Source organism: Streptococcus sp. AS20 (assembly GCF_000524255.1).
In the GTDB taxonomy this organism is placed as follows: Bacteria; Bacillota; Bacilli; order Lactobacillales; family Streptococcaceae; genus Streptococcus; species Streptococcus constellatus.
This window is the reverse complement of record NZ_JANS01000005.1, coordinates 144,808-165,498: the sequence shown is the minus strand read 5'-3', so window position 1 is coordinate 165,498 and position 20,691 is coordinate 144,808. Positions and strand designations below refer to the sequence as shown.

Annotated in this window: 23 protein-coding genes and 1 other annotated feature; of the genes, 7 read left to right on the top strand and 16 right to left on the bottom strand. The window is 39.1% G+C overall.

What is annotated here, in order from left to right:
* Positions 1–37 precede the first annotated feature (37 nt).
* From murB to lepA, 3 genes are all read right to left on the bottom strand, one after another.
* Entirely contained in the window at positions 38–940 is a 903-nt protein-coding gene (gene murB / locus HMPREF1514_RS01790) for a UDP-N-acetylmuramate dehydrogenase (protein ID WP_037596881.1), read from the bottom strand.
* Positions 941–1,187: 247 nt separating this feature from the next.
* Complete coding sequence (locus HMPREF1514_RS01785; RefSeq protein WP_003068786.1) at positions 1,188–1,817, bottom strand: hypothetical protein; 630 nt, start codon at positions 1,815–1,817, stop codon at positions 1,188–1,190.
* A gap of 222 nt (positions 1,818–2,039) precedes the next feature.
* Complete coding sequence (gene lepA / locus HMPREF1514_RS01780) at positions 2,040–3,863, bottom strand: translation elongation factor 4 (RefSeq protein WP_037596879.1); 1,824 nt, start codon at positions 3,861–3,863, stop codon at positions 2,040–2,042.
* A gap of 136 nt (positions 3,864–3,999) precedes the next feature.
* On the opposite strand from lepA, the gene HMPREF1514_RS01775 reads away from it, so the two are divergent.
* Both HMPREF1514_RS01775 and pepT read left to right on the top strand, forming a co-directional pair.
* Complete coding sequence (locus HMPREF1514_RS01775) at positions 4,000–4,815, top strand: Cof-type HAD-IIB family hydrolase (protein WP_037596878.1); 816 nt, start codon at positions 4,000–4,002, stop codon at positions 4,813–4,815.
* 136 nt (positions 4,816–4,951) lie between these two features.
* A complete protein-coding gene (pepT, locus tag HMPREF1514_RS01770) occupies positions 4,952–6,175 on the top strand; it encodes a peptidase T (protein ID WP_037596876.1) in 1,224 nt (407 codons plus the stop codon).
* Positions 6,176–6,228: 53 nt separating this feature from the next.
* Here pepT and HMPREF1514_RS01765 read toward each other — a convergent pair whose 3' ends face one another.
* Complete coding sequence (locus HMPREF1514_RS01765; protein ID WP_225908990.1) at positions 6,229–6,909, bottom strand: YoaK family protein; 681 nt, start codon at positions 6,907–6,909, stop codon at positions 6,229–6,231.
* 39 nt (positions 6,910–6,948) lie between these two features.
* Positions 6,949–7,584 carry a uridine kinase gene (gene udk / locus HMPREF1514_RS01760; protein WP_003068781.1) on the bottom strand — a complete coding sequence of 212 codons (636 nt, stop codon included), beginning with the start codon at positions 7,582–7,584 and terminating at the stop codon, positions 6,949–6,951.
* Positions 7,585–7,688: 104 nt separating this feature from the next.
* Between udk and HMPREF1514_RS01755 the strand changes: the two genes are divergently transcribed.
* Both HMPREF1514_RS01755 and HMPREF1514_RS01750 read left to right on the top strand, forming a co-directional pair.
* The gene (locus tag HMPREF1514_RS01755; protein WP_037596874.1) at positions 7,689–8,678 is read left to right on the top strand and encodes a Gfo/Idh/MocA family protein; all 990 of its coding nucleotides are present in this window, start codon (positions 7,689–7,691) and stop codon (positions 8,676–8,678) included.
* Positions 8,665–9,750 (top strand): DEAD/DEAH box helicase, encoded by a 1,086-nt coding sequence (locus HMPREF1514_RS01750; protein WP_037596872.1) that lies wholly within the window; start codon positions 8,665–8,667, stop codon positions 9,748–9,750. The genes HMPREF1514_RS01755 and HMPREF1514_RS01750 overlap by 14 nt, the downstream gene beginning before the upstream one ends.
* A gap of 476 nt (positions 9,751–10,226) precedes the next feature.
* Here HMPREF1514_RS01750 and rplT read toward each other — a convergent pair whose 3' ends face one another.
* The 5 genes from rplT to HMPREF1514_RS01725 all read right to left on the bottom strand — a co-directional run bounded on the left by rplT (position 10,227) and on the right by HMPREF1514_RS01725 (position 12,708).
* Positions 10,227–10,586, bottom strand: coding sequence for a 50S ribosomal protein L20 (gene rplT, locus HMPREF1514_RS01745; RefSeq protein WP_037596870.1), 360 nt, complete (start codon positions 10,584–10,586; stop codon positions 10,227–10,229).
* Positions 10,587–10,632: 46 nt separating this feature from the next.
* Entirely contained in the window at positions 10,633–10,833 is a 201-nt protein-coding gene (gene rpmI / locus HMPREF1514_RS01740) for a 50S ribosomal protein L35 (protein WP_003025048.1), read from the bottom strand.
* 33 nt (positions 10,834–10,866) lie between these two features.
* Complete coding sequence (infC, locus tag HMPREF1514_RS01735) at positions 10,867–11,397, bottom strand: translation initiation factor IF-3 (protein WP_003025051.1); 531 nt, start codon at positions 11,395–11,397, stop codon at positions 10,867–10,869.
* A gap of 15 nt (positions 11,398–11,412) precedes the next feature.
* Positions 11,413–11,542, bottom strand: a sequence feature (ribosomal protein L20 leader region).
* A gap of 26 nt (positions 11,543–11,568) precedes the next feature.
* Positions 11,569–12,246 carry a (d)CMP kinase gene (gene cmk, locus HMPREF1514_RS01730; RefSeq protein ID WP_006270676.1) on the bottom strand — a complete coding sequence of 226 codons (678 nt, stop codon included), beginning with the start codon at positions 12,244–12,246 and terminating at the stop codon, positions 11,569–11,571.
* Between the two features lie 9 nt (positions 12,247–12,255).
* Complete coding sequence (locus HMPREF1514_RS01725) at positions 12,256–12,708, bottom strand: SAG1386/EF1546 family surface-associated protein (RefSeq protein ID WP_037596867.1); 453 nt, start codon at positions 12,706–12,708, stop codon at positions 12,256–12,258.
* Between the two features lie 45 nt (positions 12,709–12,753).
* Between HMPREF1514_RS01725 and HMPREF1514_RS01720 the strand changes: the two genes are divergently transcribed.
* The gene (locus HMPREF1514_RS01720; RefSeq protein WP_006270679.1) at positions 12,754–12,951 is read left to right on the top strand and encodes a ferredoxin; all 198 of its coding nucleotides are present in this window, start codon (positions 12,754–12,756) and stop codon (positions 12,949–12,951) included.
* On the opposite strand, the gene HMPREF1514_RS01715 is transcribed toward HMPREF1514_RS01720, so the two are convergent.
* The 6 genes from HMPREF1514_RS01715 to cdaA form a co-directional block, all read right to left on the bottom strand.
* Positions 12,938–13,432 (bottom strand): EbsA family protein, encoded by a 495-nt coding sequence (locus HMPREF1514_RS01715; RefSeq protein WP_006270717.1) that lies wholly within the window; start codon positions 13,430–13,432, stop codon positions 12,938–12,940. The two genes, HMPREF1514_RS01720 and HMPREF1514_RS01715, sit on opposite strands and share 14 nt — an antisense overlap.
* Positions 13,433–13,619: 187 nt before the next feature.
* Complete coding sequence (locus tag HMPREF1514_RS01705; protein WP_037596862.1) at positions 13,620–14,732, bottom strand: glycerate kinase; 1,113 nt, start codon at positions 14,730–14,732, stop codon at positions 13,620–13,622.
* A gap of 3 nt (positions 14,733–14,735) precedes the next feature.
* On the bottom strand, positions 14,736–15,386 hold the full coding sequence (gene serB / locus HMPREF1514_RS01700; RefSeq protein WP_037596860.1) for a phosphoserine phosphatase SerB: 651 nt from the start codon (positions 15,384–15,386) through the stop codon (positions 14,736–14,738).
* 106 nt (positions 15,387–15,492) lie between these two features.
* Positions 15,493–16,845, bottom strand: a complete 1,353-nt coding sequence (gene glmM / locus HMPREF1514_RS01695; protein WP_037596857.1) for a phosphoglucosamine mutase — start codon at positions 16,843–16,845, stop codon at positions 15,493–15,495.
* A gap of 24 nt (positions 16,846–16,869) precedes the next feature.
* On the bottom strand, positions 16,870–17,598 hold the full coding sequence (locus HMPREF1514_RS01690) for a CdaR family protein (RefSeq protein WP_006267682.1): 729 nt from the start codon (positions 17,596–17,598) through the stop codon (positions 16,870–16,872).
* A complete protein-coding gene (gene cdaA, locus HMPREF1514_RS01685) occupies positions 17,585–18,442 on the bottom strand; it encodes a diadenylate cyclase CdaA (RefSeq protein ID WP_003068760.1) in 858 nt (285 codons plus the stop codon). Before cdaA ends, HMPREF1514_RS01690 begins: the two co-directional genes overlap by 14 nt.
* 106 nt (positions 18,443–18,548) lie before the next feature.
* Here cdaA and murT point away from each other — a divergent pair, with 106 nt between their 5' ends.
* Both murT and gatD read left to right on the top strand, forming a co-directional pair.
* Entirely contained in the window at positions 18,549–19,892 is a 1,344-nt protein-coding gene (murT, locus tag HMPREF1514_RS01680) for a lipid II isoglutaminyl synthase subunit MurT (protein WP_037596856.1), read from the top strand.
* Positions 19,892–20,677, top strand: a complete 786-nt coding sequence (gatD, locus tag HMPREF1514_RS01675; protein WP_037596855.1) for a lipid II isoglutaminyl synthase subunit GatD — start codon at positions 19,892–19,894, stop codon at positions 20,675–20,677. The genes murT and gatD overlap by 1 nt, the downstream gene beginning before the upstream one ends.
* Positions 20,678–20,691: the final 14 nt, after the last annotated feature.

The window sequence follows — 20,691 nt, the reverse complement described above, 5'->3', positions numbered from 1 at the left end:
CTTGGAAAATGTTATTAAATTGTACTAAACTATACGTTTATTTCTCACCGATTATTCGAACTTCTCTCTCCAAAGTCACACCTGAATGAGCTTTCACTGTTTCAATCACATGTGTAATCAAATTTTCATAATCAGCAGCAGTTCCGTTATCAACATTAACCATAAAGCCAGCATGCTTTGTCGAAACTTCCACCCCACCAATGCGATAACCTTTTAAATTTGCCTCGCTAATCAATTGCCCTGCAAAATGTCCCACCGGACGTTTAAAAACAGAGCCACAAGAAGGGTACTCTAAAGGCTGCTTTAATTGACGAAGATGTGTCAAACGTTCCATTTCTTGACGAATCACACGGTGCATACCTGGTGCTAAGGCAAACTTGGCAGAAATCACCACATCACCTGTCTGTTGAACATATGAACGGCGATAACCAAATTTCATATCTTGTGCACTGATATTTTTGATTTCTCCATCACGTGTCAGCACCTTACAAGAAAGTAAAATATGGGCAATTTCGCCTCCATAGGCTCCGGCATTCATAAAGACAGCACCGCCAATACTCCCCGGAATCCCACAGGCAAACTCAAAACCTGTCAGACTGTGATAAAGCGCAACATGGGTCGTCTCAATCAGATTGGCACCTGCTTCTGCTTCAATGGTGTAGCCATCCACTGCAACACCATTTAATTTATCAAACATAATCACAAAACCACGAATACCACCATCACGAACGATGATATTACTAGCATTTCCTAGTACCATCCAAGGAATCTGCTCCCGATTAGCAAATTTTACCACTCGTGCCAATTCATAACGATTTCGCGGAAAAACCAGATAATCGGCAGCTCCACCTACTTTTGTGTAAGTATATTGTTTTAAAGGTTCATCAAAACGGATATCAATTCCGTTCAATTCAGATTTTAACGTTTCTAAAGTTGACATTTTCATTTCTCTCTTAAACAAAATTCAATCTATTATATCAAATTTAGGACATATTTACGATAGAATAAAGAAAAATATTTCCCTTACAAATCCGAAAAATGCTTGTACGATCTTATTCGTGATTTATATGAGCTATGAAAAAAGAGCGGGGAAGCTGTCATTGCATAGAAACCAACTTCTTCTCACTCTTTTCAATTTAAGTTTAAATATCACATTCTCTCAGGTCTTAAAGTTCTCTTTAAACTTTCTATTTACGTAAACTCCATGTCTTTTCAATATAAGGAGGAAGCTTTATTAGAGTTTCTCGATTGCCTTCAAGTGCAATAAGATAAACTTTCTCGTCCTTTTTGAAAATCCAACTAACCAGATACTGCCCTGATTTCATGATGACATTTACTTGATAGGCTTCGTTACCTGCAACCGCTCCTTTTGAGCCCCAAACTCTATTTACATTTTTATTGTTTTGCCAATTATAATAAATACGATTGGCAATTGTCTGAGCTGTAAACTCTTCTCTTTCTTGAATCTTAGCTTTTTCTTTCGTGTAAGCATTCATAGTTACAATATTGTAGCCAGAACCATCCGTATATTGAATACTGTCGCCACCATCGACATCCCTAAATTTCAACCAATTTTTTGGAATGTCAATATAGCCATAATCATCCGAGCCTACACGTTGTGTTTCTTCCGTCTTCACATCGTTTTTCTTAGTAGCTGACGAACTCAAACTACCATTTGCTTTTTCCGATACTTTGCTTGAAGACGAAATTTGGCTTGATGATTTTGATTTGCTGTTTCCACTTGAATTACATGCTCCAAGACCAACACTAACTAAAATGACTAAAAATAAAAGAAGATATTTCTTTTTATGATTCATAACGACATCTCCTCCTTGCTTTATTTTAGCATATTTTTTAGTAGCAGGAAAGCGTTATTTGTATTATTTAAAATGGAGTGAAGCAGAATTAAAGATTTACAAATCTTTAATTCTGCTTCACTCCTGAAAGACTCAAACTACCACTGTTCTTTTCATTTCTTACACAGCCAACTTTAAATCCGAAAACTTTTGTATCAGCTTCTTACGCACTTTGTTAGAAAATTATTCATCATCCATGCTGAGAACGCTGAGGAAGGCTTCTTGTGGAACTTCGACAGATCCGATAGCTTTCATCCGTTTTTTACCGGCTTTTTGTTTTTCTAGGAGTTTGCGCTTCCGGGAAACGTCACCACCATAACACTTGGCCAAGACATTTTTACGCAGAGCCTTGATGTCTGTCCGAGCCACGATTTTCTGTCCGATAGCGGCTTGAATTGGCACTTCAAATTGCTGGCGTGGGATAATTTTCTTTAATTTTTCGACAATCAATTTCCCGCGTTCATAAGCAAATTCCTTGTGAACAATAAAGCTGAGAGCATCAACCTTGTCACCATTGAGGAGAATATCCATCTTGACAAGATTAGACTTACGATATTCTGAAATTTCATAGTCAAAACTAGCATAGCCACGAGTAGAGGACTTGAGCTTGTCAAAGAAGTCAAAGACGATTTCCGCCAGTGGGATTTGATAGATGACATTGACCCGATTTTCATCAATATAGTCCATAGTAACAAAATCACCACGCTTGCGCTGAGCCAACTCCATCACCGCTCCAACAAACTCCTGCGGCACCATAATCTGCGCCTTGACATAAGGCTCTTCAATGGAATCAATCTTAGTCGGGTCCGGAAACTCGCTCGGATTGGACACATCAAGCGAGGCACCATCTGTCATATTGACCTTATAGATAACAGACGGCGCTGTCATAATCAGATCAATATTAAACTCGCGCTCCAAGCGCTCCTGAATGACATCCATGTGTAGCAAGCCTAAGAATCCACAACGGAAACCAAAACCTAGTGCTTGAGATGTCTCTGGTTCAAATTGTAGACTAGCATCATTTAGCTGGAGTTTTTCCAAAGCCTCACGCAGGTCATTGTACTTATTGGACTCAATTGGGTAGAGGCCAGCAAAAACCATCGGGTTCATCTGCTTGTAGCCATGCAGAGGTTCTGCGGCTGGATTGTCCGCTAAGGTCACCGTGTCTCCGACCCGAGTATCTTGAACAGTCTTAATCGAAGCTGCAATATAACCAACATCCCCTGTCGCTAGGAAATCACGGCCAATAGCCTTAGGCGTAAAGATGCCGACCTCAGTCACGTCAAAGGTCTTGCCATTGCTCATAAGCTGAATGGTATCTCCTGGCTTGACCACACCGTCCATAACCCGCACTTGCAGGATTACTCCACGATAGGCATCGTAAACCGAATCAAAAATGAGAGCCTTGAGCGGCGCTGCCACATTGCCTGTCGGTGCAGGAACTTTCTCCACGATTTGCTCCAAGATTTCTTCAATCCCGATACCAGCTTTAGCCGAAGCCAACACAGCTTCGCTTGCATCCAAACCAATGACATCTTCAATCTCTGTTCGAACTCGCTCTGGATCAGCAGCTGGAAGGTCAATTTTATTGATAACTGGTAAGATTTCCAAATCATTATCTAAGGCAAGATAAACATTGGCTAAAGTTTGTGCTTCAATACCTTGTGCTGCATCGACCACCAGAATAGCCCCTTCACAGGCTGCCAACGATCGCGATACTTCATAAGTAAAGTCCACATGCCCTGGTGTATCAATCAAATGAAAAATATAAGTTTCACCGTTCTTAGCTCTATAATTGAGTTCAATCGCATTGAGCTTAATAGTAATGCCCCGCTCCCTTTCCAAATCCATACTATCTAAAAGTTGAGCTTGCATTTCCCGGCTGGATACAGTATCCGTCGCTTCCAAAATTCGATCTGCCAAGGTTGACTTACCGTGGTCAATGTGAGCAATGATGGAGAAATTCCGAATTCGCTCCTGCCGCTTTTTTAATTCATCTACATTCATTTTTCTCTTCCTTTTCGGGTAGTCTATTTATTATAACATAAGAAAGGTGACTTTTACCAGTCTTGAAAAGGCATGCCATATTCCATTTCATTTGTGCTATAATAAAAATAAATACATTTACAGAAACGAGAATGCTATGATTAAACTAATCGCATTAGACATGGACGGTACGCTTTTAAATAGTCAAAAAGAAATTCCCCAAGCACATATTCAAGCCATTCATCAAGCTGTCGAACATGGAGTAAAGCTGGTTCTTTGTACAGGCCGCCCTCTAGTCGGAGTGAAACCTTATTATGAACAATTAGGACTGAGTGGAGATAATGAATATGTCATTATCAATAACGGCTGCTCCACTCATCAAACAAAGGATTGGAAGCTTGTTGATTGGAAAGAGCTAAGTTCGGAGGATATGCTTTATCTGGATAGAATCGCCAAGCAAACTCCTGCCCAACTAACTCTTTTTGATGAAGAACGCTATTTAGTAGTTGACGAAGAGCCAACCGACCTAGTCACCTATGACGCTAGCCTTGTCTTTACAACCCCAACAGAAATCAGTCTCGAAGAAGCTATCAGCGGTAAAAATATTATATTTCAAGCTATGTTTTTAGCCCAGCCTGATGAGTTAGATACCTTTGAAAAACAATTTGGTTCGCAGATTTCTCAACGTTTCAGCGGTGTTCGCTCACAACCGGTCATTTACGAAGCCATGCCAAAGGGCACTACTAAAGCAACAGCTCTTAAGCAATTAGCTCAACATTTAGAGATTAAACCTCAAGAAATTATGGCACTTGGTGATGCTAACAACGACATTGAAATGATCCAATTTGCAGGTCTTGGCGTGGCTATGGGCAATTCTAGCGACTATGTTAAAAAACTAGCCAATTATGTGACAGATACCAATGATGAGAACGGTGTCGCCACAGCTATTGAAAAGTTTATTTTTAATAACTGATAGAATGAATCATGAGCTTCCTTTCAAGTTCATGATTTTTATTAAAATATATTGTCATCCGACTTTCATTATTCGTACATAGCCTTCCCTCCCAAAATATGATACACTAGTTACATCTATGCAAAAAGGAGAACTTATGAAATACCCTAATCTTTTAAACCGTTTTCTGACTTATGTTAAAGTCAATACACGCTCAGACGAGACCTCCACTACTACTCCCAGCACCAAAAGTCAGGTGGACTTTGCGACTAATATCCTCATCCCTGAGATGAAGCGGGTCGGCTTGGAAAATGTTTACTACTTACCTAACGGCTACGCCATCGGTACTCTTCCTGCAAATGACCCAAGTTTCACGCGCAAAATCGGTCTTATTTCTCACATGGACACCGCAGATTTCAACGCAGAAGGTGTCAATCCACAAATTATTGAAAATTATGATGGTGAAGTGATTCCGCTTGGGCAGTCTGGTTTTAATCTTGACCCTGCTGATTTTGCTAGTTTGAAAAAATACAAAGGACAAACCTTGATTACAACCGATGGAACGACTCTTCTTGGATCTGATGATAAATCAGGTATTGCTGAAATTATGACAGCAATTGAATATCTAGCAGGTCACCCAGAAATCAAACACGGCGAAATTCGAGTTGGTTTTGGTCCAGATGAAGAAATTGGTGTCGGAGCTGACAAGTTTGATGCGATAGATTTCGATGTAGATTTCGCTTATACGGTTGACGGTGGACCTCTCGGAGAACTTCAATTTGAAACTTTCTCTGCAGCTAGTGCAGAAATCACTTTCCAAGGACGCAATGTCCATCCAGGGACAGCAAAAGGACAAATGATCAATGCTCTGCAATTAGCTATTGACTTTCATAATCAATTACCAAATGGTGACCGCCCTGAGCTAACAGATGGCTACGAGGGCTTCTACCATCTTATGAATGTAGAAGGAACTGTTGAGAATGCAAAAGCAAGTTATATCATTCGTGACTTTGATGCAGTAACCTTTGAAAAACGCAAAGAATTCATGCGCTCCATTACTAATAAGATGAATGAAAAACATGGTGAACGGGTTCATTTAGAACTGAAAGATCAATACTACAATATGCGCCAAGTCATTGAAAAAGACATGACACCTATCAATATTGCAAAGGCTGTTATGGAAAAACTTGACATCAAACCGATTATCGAGCCTATTCGTGGCGGAACAGACGGCTCAAAGATTTCCTTTATGGGTATTCCGACACCAAATATCTTTGCCGGCGGCGAAAACATGCATGGACGCTTTGAATACGTCAGTCTGCAAACAATGGAACGTGCCGTTGATACTATTATTGGTATTGTTTCCTACAGAGACGAGTAGCTCCCAGTCAAATAGAAAAAACTTTAGCTCTCATTATGTAGAGCTAAAGTTTTTTATCTTCTGCGAATGTATTGCACCATTCTAAAGTTCAAAAATGCTAGCAAAATAATAGCCACGAACCAGATTGTTTTCAACAAATAAAATTGTATCAAATAAGTAGAAATAATCGCTCCTATCACAAAACTTCCTAATAAAGCCACGAAGAAAATGCCTTCCGTTAAGCAAGTTTTTTCTTTTGTACGCACATAAGTACCAAAAGCTACCATTGTTTTTTTGATATTGCCCGTCATAAAGGAATTATTGTAGACAATGCCATCCACTTCACCAAAAGCCGTTGCCACCAACCCCATACAAAAACCAATCGGCGGAACAATGAAAAGATTAGACACGGTTGCTGGTAGAAATCCTGTAAGCCCACAAAACAAAATCAGTGGGAGAATGCTGGACAAGCGCCATAAAGAATTTTCAAAGCTATTTTTGAAAATGGTTAACACAAAAATGCCTAACATAAAAGCCAGCATCGTTGCCAACTTCACTTCTATTTCTCCTGTCTCATGATGAATCAATTCAACTGACAAGAACACAACGTTTCCTGTTTGACCCGCAACCAATGTCCCGCCTCTTTCAATAAATGTATAAGCGTCAATAAATCCCGCACAAAAAGTCAGCAGACAGGCAAAAAATTTCGAGCGCGAATGAAACTTCCTTTTCCTTTTTATACTTTTTATCATCATTACCTAAAAAGTCTAGCACTTCCTCACTAGACTTCCTTTCTATGACTCTCTTGCTTCCTGCAAGATTTTTTCAATTTTCGTTGTAATCAGATCAATCGCCACTGTGTTAGAAGCTCCTTCTGGAATAATTACATCCGCATAGCGCTTGGTAGGCTCGATAAATTGATGATACATAGGCTTTACCACACCTAAATATTGCTCAATGACACTATCTAAACTACGACCACGTTCATCCATATCTCGCTTAATCCTGCGAATGATCCGAACATCATCATCTGTATCCACAAAAATCTTAATGTCCATTAAATCACGTAAGCGTTTGTCCTCTAAAACCAGAATCCCTTCTACAATGAAGACATCTTGCGGATCTTGACGATACGTTCTATCACTACGCGTATGAGCTGTATAATCATAAGTCGGAATATCTACTGGACGCCCTGCCAACAACTCCTTGATTTGCGCAATCATCAAATCTGTATCAAAAGCAAAAGGATGGTCATAGTTGGTCTTGATTCGTTCTTCAAATGTCAAATGAGATTGGTCCTTATAATAAGAATCATGCTCAATCATAGCAATCTTTTCATTTGGAAAATTTGATAGAATAGCTCTCGAAACACTCGTCTTACCACCACCAGATCCACCAGTCACGCCAATAATAATCGGTCTATTTTGCATTATTCACTCCATTTTTTATCATCTTATCTATTTTACAACAAATCATGATATAATGAAAGAGGTAAATCAAAATAAATGACAAAATAAAAAATAAGGAGAAAACGATGTTAAAACTCGGAACGATTGGAACTGGAGACATTGTTCACCAATTTGTCAAGGCCGCTCATTCGACAAAAGACTATCAACTGACTGCGGTATATTCACGGACGATACATGCTGCTCAAGCATTTGCCAGTTATTACGAAAATGTAGATTGCTACACAGATATGGCTAATTTTTTAACTAATGATATAGACATTGTCTATATTGCAAGCCCTAATTCTCTGCATTTCCCACAAGCAAAAGCTGCTATTTTAGCAAGCAAACATGTAATTGTAGAAAAACCTGCTGTTTCACGCCCAGAAGAATGGGCTGAATTGGTAACATTAGCTCAAGAACAGCATGTATACATTTTTGAAGCAGCTCGTAACTATCATGAGCAATCATTTGATGTCATTTCAGATTTTCTCAAAAACAAAACGATTCTTGGGGCACATTTCACCTATGCGAAGTATTCTTCCAAAATGCCAGCTCTGTTAGCTGGACAAGAGCCAAACGTCTTTTCTGCTAAGTTTTCAGGCGGTGCTCTAATGGACTTAGGCATTTATCCTGTCTATGCAGCCATACGACTTTTTGGAGTACCAGAAAATGCCTGTTACACCGCTCAGCAATTACCAAATACTGTCGATCTAAATGGAGTAGGAAGCTTAATCTATCCAGAATTTCAAGTGACTATCCAAACCGGAAAAAATATCAATAGTTTTTTCCCTGCTGAAATTTATACAACAGACGGTACACTGACCTTAAATTCGATTGAATTCATTACTTCGGCTGTTTTTCAAGATTTAAATAAAGAGAAAAAGACTCTTGAAATTGTGCGCTCTTCTCACACCATGGCAGAAGAAGCCAAACGATTCGCTCAAGTATTGAGCGGTGAGATAAAACAAGAAATTTACCAAAACTGGCTAGACGTTGCTGCTGCCGTGCATAAAACTCTGTTTAGCATGCGACAAGATGCCGGTATTAGATTTGAGGCTGATCATGACAACAACTAATTTCCCTCAAAGTTGGCAAGACCAACTTACCAAACTTGGCTTTGAGTATTTAACTCCCATTCAAGAACAACTCTTTCAACCTATTACAGACGGTGAAAATGTCCTTGGGATAAGCCCTACCGGAACTGGAAAAACACTTGCCTATCTTTTTCCTAGTCTTCTAAAACTAAAGCCTAAGAAATTCCAGCAATTACTTATCTTGGCTCCCAATACTGAGCTAGCTGGACAAATTTTCGACGTCACCAAAACATGGGCTGAACTACTTGGCTTAACAGCTCAGCTCTTTCTATCTGGCTCCAGCCAAAAACGACAAATTGAACGGTTAAAAAAAGGCCCCGAAATTCTCATCGGGACGCCAGGACGCATTTTTGAATTGATTAAACTAAAAAAAATCAAAATGATGACTGTCGATACGATCATTCTGGATGAATTTGATCAATTGCTTAGTGATTCACAATATCACTTTGTTGACAAAATTATTCACTATGTACCTCGTGAACATCAATTGATTTATATGAGTGCTACTGCTAAATTTGAGCAGGATAAAATTGCTAAAAATACAATCCAAATCAAAACAGAAAATCAACAACTTGATAATATTCGTCATTTTTATATGCAAGTTAAACAGCGCGACAAAGTTGAATGCTTGCGAAAGCTAGCTCAAGTTTCAGAATTTCGTGCGCTTATCTTTTTCAATGCCCTCTCGGACTTAGGAAGTGCTGAGGAAAAGTTGCAATACTGTCATATTCAGGCTGTGTCCTTGGCTAGTGATGTCAACATAAAATTCCGCAAGATTTTCTTGGAGCAATTTAAAAACGACGAGCTTACACTCTTACTCGCCACTGACTTGGTAGCTAGAGGAATTGACATTGATTCTCTTGAGTGCGTCATCAACTATGATCTACCTCGCGACCTTGAAATCTATACACACCGTGCTGGACGGACTGGCCGTATGGGCAAAGAAGGCTATGTTATTACATTCATCACTCATCCAGAAGAATTAAAAACACTAAAAAAATATGCTCACGTTCAAGAAATTATCTTAAAAGATCGTGAACTTTATGTAAAATAGAAAACTGGTTTAAAACTAAAAAATATTAAATCTTTTAGTTCATTTGAACTGCACCCCAAAAGTTAATTTTTTATGTCTAACTTTTGGGGTGCAGTGTTCATTATCCCAGTTTTTTTATTATTTATAACATTAAAATATTTGAAAATTTTTAAATCAATCTACAATACTTATCAATGTTTTTAATAAATCACATCCTGTTTTTCCATTATCTAAACTCTCCTGCCAATCTCTTATCTGTTTTCGTTATCAGAATAGGTGACTAATACTTTTGACAATGTTACCCCTTGACGGCACCTAAACGAATCTACTGTTTATTAATTTCTTCATTCGTCTTTCCTTTCATAAGACCATCATGATTTTTTATTGCTCAATCTTTGGTTGATTCCATATATTATTTTTTCTCCATTATCAAATCTAATTTCCACACCACAACACTATATTAAAAAGCTGGGATAAATATCTCAGCTTTTTAATTATTATTTACCTAACTTTGCTTTAGCTGCATCTGCAAGCGCTGTGAAAGCTGCTACATCGTTAACTGCTAAATCAGCCAACATTTTACGGTTTACTTCGATTTCAGCTAATTTCAAACCATGCATCAATTGTGAATATGAAAGTCCGTTGAGACGAGCTGCCGCATTGATACGTGTAATCCACAATTTACGGAAATCGCGTTTCTTTTGACGACGGTCACGGTATGCATAGTAGTAAGAGTTCATTACTTGTTCTTTTGCTGTGCGGAACAAGATATGTTTTGCACCATAGTAACCTTTAGCTAATTTTAAAATACGTTTACGACGTTTGCGTGATACAACGCCACCTTTAACACGTGCCATTTATATTTCCTCCAATATTTCCTAGAATAATCTACTGCAAAATCTCTTATTTAAGACCTGTCAGCATTGCTTTGATACGTTTGAAATCTCCTGAATGCACCATTGCTGCTTTACGAAGATGACGACGTTGTTTTTTAGTTTTTCCGTGGAAACGGTGAGAAGTGTAAGCACGGAAACGTTTCAAGCCACCAGAACCTGTACGTTTGAAACGTTTAGCTGATGCGCGGTGTGTTTTTTGTTTTGGCATGATATTTTTCTCCTTTTTTTAACTTCTAACAGATTACTTTTTGTCAGGGATTGGCGCTAACTGCATGAACATTTGACGTCCATCCATCTTAGCTCTTTGTTCAATAATCGCAATATCCTGCGTTGCTTGAGCAAAGTCGGCTAATACTTTCGCTCCGATTTCTTTGTGAGTAATCATCCGCCCTTTAAAGCGAATAGAAACCTTCACTTTATTTCCTTTTTCAAGGAACTTGCGTGCATTACGAAGTTTTGTATCAAAGTCACCTTTGTCAATAGTTGGACTAAGACGAACTTCTTTCACAGTAACAACACTTTGTTTTTTGCGTTGCTCTTTTTGTTTTTTCTGATACTCAAACTTGAACTTTCCATAGTCCATAATTTTTGCAACAGGCGGTTTAGCTTGTGGTTGAATCAGAACAAGATCCACATTTGCATCGTCAGCAATCGCTTGCGCTTCGCTAAGTGGTTTAATGCCCAATTGCTCACCATCAAGACCGATCAAACGAACTTCACGTACACGAATTTCATCATTGATGAATAAGTCTTGTTTTGCTATGGTTTTCACCTCTTTTTTATTTTTAGAGAAAAACAAGAGCGGACTTGCTAACGCAAGTCCGCACTACATGATAGTATTTCATTCCTGAAACTTAATCCGTAGAGCCAGACAACGTTAGTCGCAAGGCGAGAAGTTCTCACTTCTGCTTTTCTCAACTTTTACATAATAACAAGTTTTGGTTTATTTGTCAAGGATTTTTTTAGCTTTTTCTTCGATAAAATTCACAACTTCCACAATTCCGACACCCGTCGTATCAAAATGAATAGCATCATCTGCCGGTTTTAAAGGAGAAACTGAACGGTGACTGTCCTTATAATCACGATCTGAAATTTCTTTTTGGAGGGTTTCCAAATCAGTTGGAATACCTTTTTCAAGATTTTCTTTATAGCGGCGTTGAGCTCTTTCCTCAACTGAGGCTACAAGAAAAATTTTTAACTCTGCATGAGGCAAAACAACTGTTCCAATGTCACGCCCATCCATAACAATACCACCTTGAGTGGCAATTTCTCGTTGTAAATCAACCAACTTTTCTCGTACTTCTGGAATTGCAGACACCCAAGAAACATTGTTAGTGACTTCATTTTCTCGAATCGGATGCGTCACATCTACATCTCCAACAAAAACGAGTTGCTCTCCATCTTTACCACGTCCAAAACTAACAGGATAAGTATCTAATAGCGCAACAATTTCAGACCACTTTTCCGCCGATAAATCATTTTGTAAAGCTAAGTAAGTCGCTGCACGATACATCGCACCTGTATCCAAGTAAGTGTAATCGAAATCTTTTGCAATAATTTTTGCAACTGTTGACTTTCCACTTGAAGCTGGACCATCAATAGCAATTTGAATCTGTTTCATTCGGCACTCCTATCGAATTTTTACTACATCACCTGGATTAGCGTACCACGCACCTGTTGTCATGTGAGATGGATTTAAACGCTCTAATTCCGCAATTGAAATCCCCGCACGCGCGGCAATGGCAGCTTCTCCTTCTCCAGCCTGAACGGTAATCGTTCCTTCAGATGATTGCGGCTGACTGCTATCACTTGCTGCTTTAGAAGAAGTGGGAGCACTAGAACTTTCACTTGATTTACTAGTAGTTTTTGCAGCATTATAAAAGCCCTCCGTTGCTGCCTTTTTACTACTTCCACCAGTAGATAAATAAATCATCATTCCTACCATTACAATCACTATAACGAAAAAAATAACAGCTAAAATCGTCAACACACGATTAGCTACTACACCGTTCGTTTTTTTGCTTCTCGCCAATTCTTTTTCTCCCTTGTCATAAATATCTTCTTCCCATGGTTCCTTTGCCATGACTTCCTCCTTGTATTTTTTCCAAATTCCGATTACAATATGAGTATGAAAGTTACACTCATTCCTGAACGATGCATTGCTTGTGGTCTTTGTCAAACCTATTCTGACCTATTTGATTACCATGATAATGGTATTGTCAAATTTTATCAAGATGATGAGCTTCTGGAAAAGGAAGTTCCCGAAACACCTGATATTATTGAAGCGATCAAAAACTGTCCTACAAAAGCTCTTATGAAAGAGTAGTCTTTTTAGGCTGAGCATAATATAGTTCAAAATAGTCTACATGGGTTAAATTATCCACTAATTCAACTTCCCCTTTAAAATGGTCATTCAAAGCCAAAGCATTTACAAAATACTTCTTAGGCCACTTGCGCATACAAAACGTACGGCCTTTTTCTTTGCCATCAAAGAAGAGAGTAATAGAGGTCTTTGTTACCTCTATCTTACGAATCGTTGAAATTTCTATCTTTGAAGGTGTAAATGGATTTGCTGTAGTAATCCTTAAAATCCCATCGTCATATATCGTAAAATATCGATGTATGCCAATTCCCAACAATACCATGAATAAAAAGAAAGAGAAAAGGACTAAAAACGGAACTTCTGAACTTTCAAACAAAAATGCAAAACCTATAAAAATCGGAATGACCGATAAAGACCAATAGATGATTAGAAGAGAAAGATCTGGTTGCCAATGATAACGCAACTGACCAAAAATCTTTATCATGCTTGCACCTCCTCTTCTACTAGTTTATCATAAAAAAAAGAAAAATGGGAGTGAGATTGGATAACAAAGAAAAAAATTAGGAAATCAAGATATCGTTCTATACAAACCTCTACTTTTGCAATAACTTTTATACTTTTCAAGCAAGTCATCTGCATCATCTTTCCGATTTTTAGAAAAAAATTAAATATCATATTTTCATTCTCAATAAATTTCCGATATTTTGTGCTGTTCGGACGAGGTTTTCTTCTGCCCTATCTAAAGTAATAACTAAAGGTTCGACTTGAGAAATGATTGGAAAAGCAGCCTGAATATTCTCTACTGGGAAATCCGGTAAATCATTCCTTAGACTACCACAAATAGCAATTACAGGAATATTGATTGGCGTTCTCTTTGCTACTCCAATAGGGGCTTTACCTGACAGACTTTGCTGATCCATTCGACCTTCACCCACAATCACTAAATCAGCCTTTTTGACACGATTATCAAAATCGAGCAAGTTGAGACAAGTATCAATCCCTGATACAATTTTTCCATGCGCAAATGTCACCAGCCCTGCTGCCATACCTCCTCCAGCACCGGCACCAGCCAATGAAAAGATTGTTGGATTCGCCTGTTTATAAAACGTTGCCATAGCTTGATCTACTTGAGAAAATAGCAAATCAGGCAAGCCTTTTTGACCCCCAAAAACGTATGTAGCTCCGTTTTCACCACAGAGAGGATTCATAACATCTGTCAGAATCTGAATATCCAAATTTCCTAAAATTGCAGGAACTTTATCTGCTGAAATGCGAGCCACACGGTCTAAAGACGAACCCTTTGCTTGGAGCAAGTGATTATCCTTATCAAAAAATTCATAGCCCAATCCAGCTGCCATTCCAATTCCACCATCATTGGTAGCCGAACCACCTACGCCAATATAAATTTGCCTCACACCTTCTTTGGCGAGATACAAAATTAACTCTCCTAACCCTCTGGTATCAAGAGTCAAAGGGTTTCTTTTTTCTAACGGGATATTCGCCAACCCAACCAAATCAGCCATTTCAAAGAGAGCCATATCGCCTTTTCGAGCATATTTCATCGTAACCGGCTCGCCGAATGGTCCGGTTACTGTCCTTTCATATTCGGATAATTTCATTGAGGCGGCTAAAGCAGCAACTGTTCCTTCACCACCATCTCCAATGGGTAGCAAGTCAAATGTTGCTTCCGGGAGCGCCTTGGAAAAACCTGCTTTTATAGCCTCTGCAACGCTTTGAGCTGATAAACTTTCTTTAAAAGAGTCCGGTGCAATTAAAATATGCATGACCTAGTCCTCACTTTCTATCTTTTCTAAAAGGCTTACAACTTGATATAAGTCAGCTTGATCGATTTGATAAGGTACTTGCTCTCTCACAATAGGCTTGGCATTAAAAGCAATCCCAATTCCTGCTGTTAATATCATTGGAAGGTCATTAGCACCATCTCCTACAGCAATGGTTTGAGCAAGAGTCAAGTTGTTTTCCTCTGCCCATTGCTTTAGCATTGCTTTTTTGACTTCTTTTGTGACAACTGTTCCTAAAACCCTACCTGTCAGCTGGCCATCTTTTACTTCCAAGTGATTAGCTTTTACATAATCTATGTCCAACTTCGATGCTAATTCATCTACTATTTCATGAAATCCACCTGATACAATACCAACCTTATAACCACGCTGATGCATTTCTTCTATCAACTGTCGAGCCCCTTTGGTAAAATGAATTTTCTTAGAAACTTGTTTAAAAATGGCCTCAGGGAGTCCTTTAAGCAGGATCACACGCTCTAGCAGAGCCGCTTCGAAATCATATTCTCCTTGCATGGCACATTTTGTAATAGCTGCAACCCGATCACCAACTCCTACTTCAGCCCCTAGTAAATCAATTACTTCTTCTTTCACCAAAGTACTATCCACATCCATTACCAATAATCCTGTGGCTCTCATATTATTCCCTCATACATTTTTGAATATATAAAAATTTGCTTGACAAAACAAACTACAATATAAAGTAAAAAATCTCTGCCTATATAATAAACAGAGATTTTTTACTTTATTCAATACCAATTTCAGCGCGTACAATATCTGCAATTGTATTAACGTAATAATCGACTTCCTTATGACTTGGTGCTTCCGCCATGACTCGTAAAAGAGGCTCTGTTCCGCTTGGACGAACAAGAATACGACCATTTCCAGCCATTTCTTCTTCCATTTTTTCAATCACAGCTTTAATAGCAGGAACTTCCACGGCCTTGTCCTTCATAGTATTTTCAACACGGATATTAACCAATTTTTGCGGATAAATAGTCACTTCTGAAGCTAATTCAGATAAAGTTTTACCTGTTTCTCTCATTACTTTTGTCAATTGAACGGCTGTCAGCTGACCGTCACCCGTCGTATTATAATCCATGATAATGACATGCCCTGACTGCTCACCACCAAGATTGTAACCCGATTTGCGCATTTCTTCTACGACATAACGGTCACCAACAGCTGTAATCACTTTATTAATACCTTCACGATCCAAAGCTTTATGGAAACCTAGGTTTGACATAACAGTTGTTACGATTGTATTTTGGGCTAGTAAACCTTTTCCAGAGAGATATTTCCCAATGATGTACATGATTTTATCACCATCAACAATCTCACCATTTTCATCTACCGCAATCAAGCGATCACTATCTCCATCAAATGCCAAACCAAGTGCTGAGCCTGATTCACGAACTGTTTCTTGCAATTTTTCAGGATGTGTAGAACCTACATTTAAATTGATATTCAACCCATCTGGATTTTCTCCGATGACTGTCAATCTAGCTCCCAAATCGGCAAACACCTGGCGAGCACTTGTTGAAGCGGCACCGTTCGCTGTATCCAGGGCAACTTTCATTCCGTCTAAATCAAGGCCAGTCGATACGAGATACTGCTGATATTTGCGTAGCCCTTCTGGATAATCCATCAGGGTCCCTAATCCTTCCGCACTTGGACGTGGTAAATTGTCTTCTTTAGCATCAAGAAGTGCTTCAATTTCTAACTCGCGATCATCATCTAGCTTATAACCATCTCCGCCGAAAAATTTAATACCGTTGTCAAGTGCAGGATTATGGCTAGCTGAAATCATGACCCCAGCACTTGCTTTTTCTGACTTCACTAGATAAGCCACACCTGGTGTTGCGATAACCCCAAGCTTGTAAACACGGATTCCAACCGATAAAAGTCCTGCTATTAATGCACTTTCCAGCATTTCTCCTGAAATACGTGTGTCACGTCCTACAAAGACGCGCGGCACATCTTTCTCATGTTGGCTCAATACATAGCCACCAAATCGCCCTAATTTAAACGCCAATTCTGGCGTTAATTCCACATTTGCTTCTCCACGAACTCCGTCCGTTCCGAAATATTTTCCCATTTTTTTAAAATCCTTTCAATACTTTTATTTGGATGAGCTCGTCGAACTTGAAGACGAGCTTGATGATTTTACTGTAATTTTTATCGTTGTCTCATAAGGGGTAATCACACTCGGCAATACTGTTCCGCTAGCATCAACCGCTTGCAAAGGCACAGTTCCGGTATAATTGTTCGAAATTTTTTCACTTGTGGGAAGAGCTGCTTCTACATGATCAACTTTTTCTAAAGTATCTTCATCACTTGTGACTGTTACTTTATTATCAGCAATACTTACCCGATCAACCGTTAAACCATCTGCCAACTGAGCAGAACTAATCGTTGTTTTAACTTCAAATGTTTTACTTGCCTTCTTACCGATCTTCACCGTAATCTTAGCCGGTGTAACAGTCGCAGTCAACCCACTTGGTAAATTTTTAATAGCTAAAGGTACCTCTCTTGTTCCTTCCGTAGCTTTTGTTAAATCCGCTACAACTTTAAACTTTCGAGTACTTTCTTGCATCTCACTAGCAAGTGTCACACGATTGGAACCCGTTAACACTACTGATACTTCGGACGCAAAACCACTAATAAAATACTTTTCACTATTGTATTTAATATCAATTGGGACACTAGGCAAGGCATTCGTGTACGTTTCAGACGTAGTTTGTCTAGCACTTGAGTTATTTTGGTAATTTGTCGTTGTTGCATAAATAAATAAAACAGCAGCAAAAAAGATGGAAGAAACGATATACCAAATCTGCTTACGATTTTTCATGTTTCCAACCTCCTAGCACACGATTTTTAAATGGTGATTTTGGTTGTTCATCTGAAATCAGCACTTTCCGCAATTCTGCTTCAAATTCTTCTAAGGTCAGATCGTGTTTAAAAACTCCGTTATGTGTGATTGAAATACCTCCCGTTTCCTCCGAAACTACAAAAGTAAGGGCATCTGACACTTCTGAAAGACCGATTGCAGCACGGTGGCGCGTTCCAAATTCCTTAGAAATTCCTGTGTTTTCTGTAAGCGGAAGATAAGCACAAGAAACGGCTATTTTATTATCTCTTACAATAACAGCTCCGTCATGCAACGGTGTATTCGGAATGAAAATATTGATTAACAACTCACCTGACACATCAGCATCCAAAGGAATCCCTGTTGCGATATATTCTTGCAAGGTTCTGCTTCCTTGGATAGCAACGAGAGCCCCAATTTTCCGAGGACTCATATAATTCACTGCTTTTACGAATGCTTGTACCATTTTTTCCTCTGAGCTAATCGGTGCTGTCGAAAACAAATCTGTTGCACGCCCCAGCCTTTCCAAACCTGTACGAATCTCAGGTGTAAAAATCACAACAGCCGCAATAACTCCATAGGTAATGACTTGATTGATTAACCAAGAAACCGTTGTTAAACCAATTGCATTGGCAAGAATCTGAGCCAGTACAAAAATCAAAACCCCTCGAACGAGAATCATAATCTTAGTGCCAGCGATTGCTTTTGTAAAATAAAATAAAATCCAAGCAACTAGTGCAATATCGATGATATTGATGACAATACTCCAAGGACTAGAAAATAAACTAGACCAATATTGGAGATTGGACAATTGCTGAAAATTCATTTCCAGTGTCCTCTCTTTCTCAACCTAAAAACATTCTTAATTATTATATCACTTTTCAAGATATTTTTCTGTAACCTTCTTTACTTTTTATGATAAAATATTTCTTATGAAGATAAATACATTATTTGGCAAACTTGCAGGGAAATCCTCCCACTTTGTTTTAAGTAAATTGGGGCGCGGATCGACCTTACCCGGAAAGCTTGCTCTAAAATTTGACAACGACATTTTAAATACACTAGCTCGTGATTACGAAGTGGTGGTGATTACAGGGACAAACGGTAAAACTCTGACCACTGCTCTTACAGTTGGAATCCTCAAAGAGGCTTTTGGCGAGGTTGTGACCAATCCCAGCGGAGCCAATATGATTAGTGGAATTGCGACAACTTTCTTGACTGCAAAAAAAAGGAAATCTGGCAAAAATATCGCTGTGCTGGAAATTGATGAAGCTAGCCTCTCCCACATCTGTGATTATATCAGACCGAGCCTTTTCGTCTTTACCAATATTTTCCGTGACCAGATGGACCGCTATGGTGAGATCTACACGACCTACCAGATGATTCTGGATGCAGCGGCCAAGATACCTGAAGCTACTGTACTGATGAATGGTGATAGCCCACTCTTTAACTCGGTCAGCTTGAAAAATCCTGTCCGCTACTATGGATTTGATACCAAAAAAGGGCAAGCTGAGTTAGCGCATTATAATACCGAGGGCATCCTCTGTCCCACGTGTCAGCATATTTTAAAATACAAGCTCAATACTTATGCCAATCTAGGCGATTATATTTGCGAGCACTGCGATTTTAAACGTCCTGAATTAGACTACAAACTGACCCAATTGACTAGCCTCCAACACAACAGTTCAGAATTTGTCATTGACGATCAAAGTTACCACATCAACATTGGTGGTCTTTACAATATCTACAACGCTTTAGCTGCAGTTTCTGTTGCTCAGTTCTTTGGAGTCGAATCGGCTACTATCAAGGCTGGTTTTGACAAAAGTAGAGCCGTTTTCGGACGTCAGGAAACTTTCAAGATTGGCGACAAAGAATGCACGCTAGTTCTGATTAAAAATCCCGTTGGAGCTACGCAAGCTCTAGAAATGATCAAGCTTGCTCCTTATTCATTCAGTCTGTCAGTTCTCCTCAACGCCAACTACGCAGACGGCATTGATACTAGCTGGATTTGGGACGCTGATTTTGAGAAAATTTTAGACATGGATATCTCGCATATCATTGCTGGTGGCGTTCGTCATTCTGAAATTGCTCGTCGCTTGCGAGTTACTGGTTATGATGCCAAGCGAATCAATGAAGTAGCTAATTTAAGTCAAGTCTTTGAAGAAATTAAACATCAGAAAACCAGACATGCCTATATCTTAGCAACCTACACCGCCATGTTAGAATTTCGTGAATTACTTGCTTCTCATCAGGTTGTCAGAAAGGAGATGAACTAATGGTTTATACATCCCTCACTTCTCCTGAAAATCGGGATTATACTTATTATTTAAAAATTGCCCATCTCTATGGCAATCTCATGAATACCTATGGTGATAATGGTAATATTCTCATGCTCAAATATGTAGCTGAAAAGCTAGGCGCTCGCGTTCAGATTGATATTGTATCACTTGAAGATGAGTTTGATAATGATTACTATGATTTGGCATTTTTCGGCGGAGGGCAAGATTACGAGCAGACCATTGTGGCACGAGACCTGCCAACAAAAAAAGAGAGTTTGGAAGAATTTATCAATCATGACGGCGTGGTGTTAGCTATCTGTGGTGGCTTTCAACTTCTAGGGCAATATTACATCGAAGCTTCTGGTCGGCGGATTGAAGGACTTGGAATTATGGGCCATTATACTCTCAATCAAAAAAATAACCGCTACATCGGCGACATTAAGATTCATAACGAAGAATTCAATGAGACCTACTACGGCTTTGAAAATCACCAAGGACGGACCTTCCTCTCCGATGATGAAAAACCACTGGGCAAAGTCGTCTATGGAAATGGCAACAATCAAGAAGACGGCAATGAGGGCGTGCACTACAAGAATGTCTTTGGCTCTTACTTCCACGGTCCTATCCTATCCCGCAATGCGAACTTAGCCTACCGTCTGGTGACCACCGCTCTGAAAAATAAGTATGGCTCAGATGTTGAACTAGCTGCTTATGAAGATATCCTATCCCAAGAAATCCCAGAAGAATACGAAGATATCAAGAGCAAGGCTGAGTTTGAATAGATAAACGGGAGAAT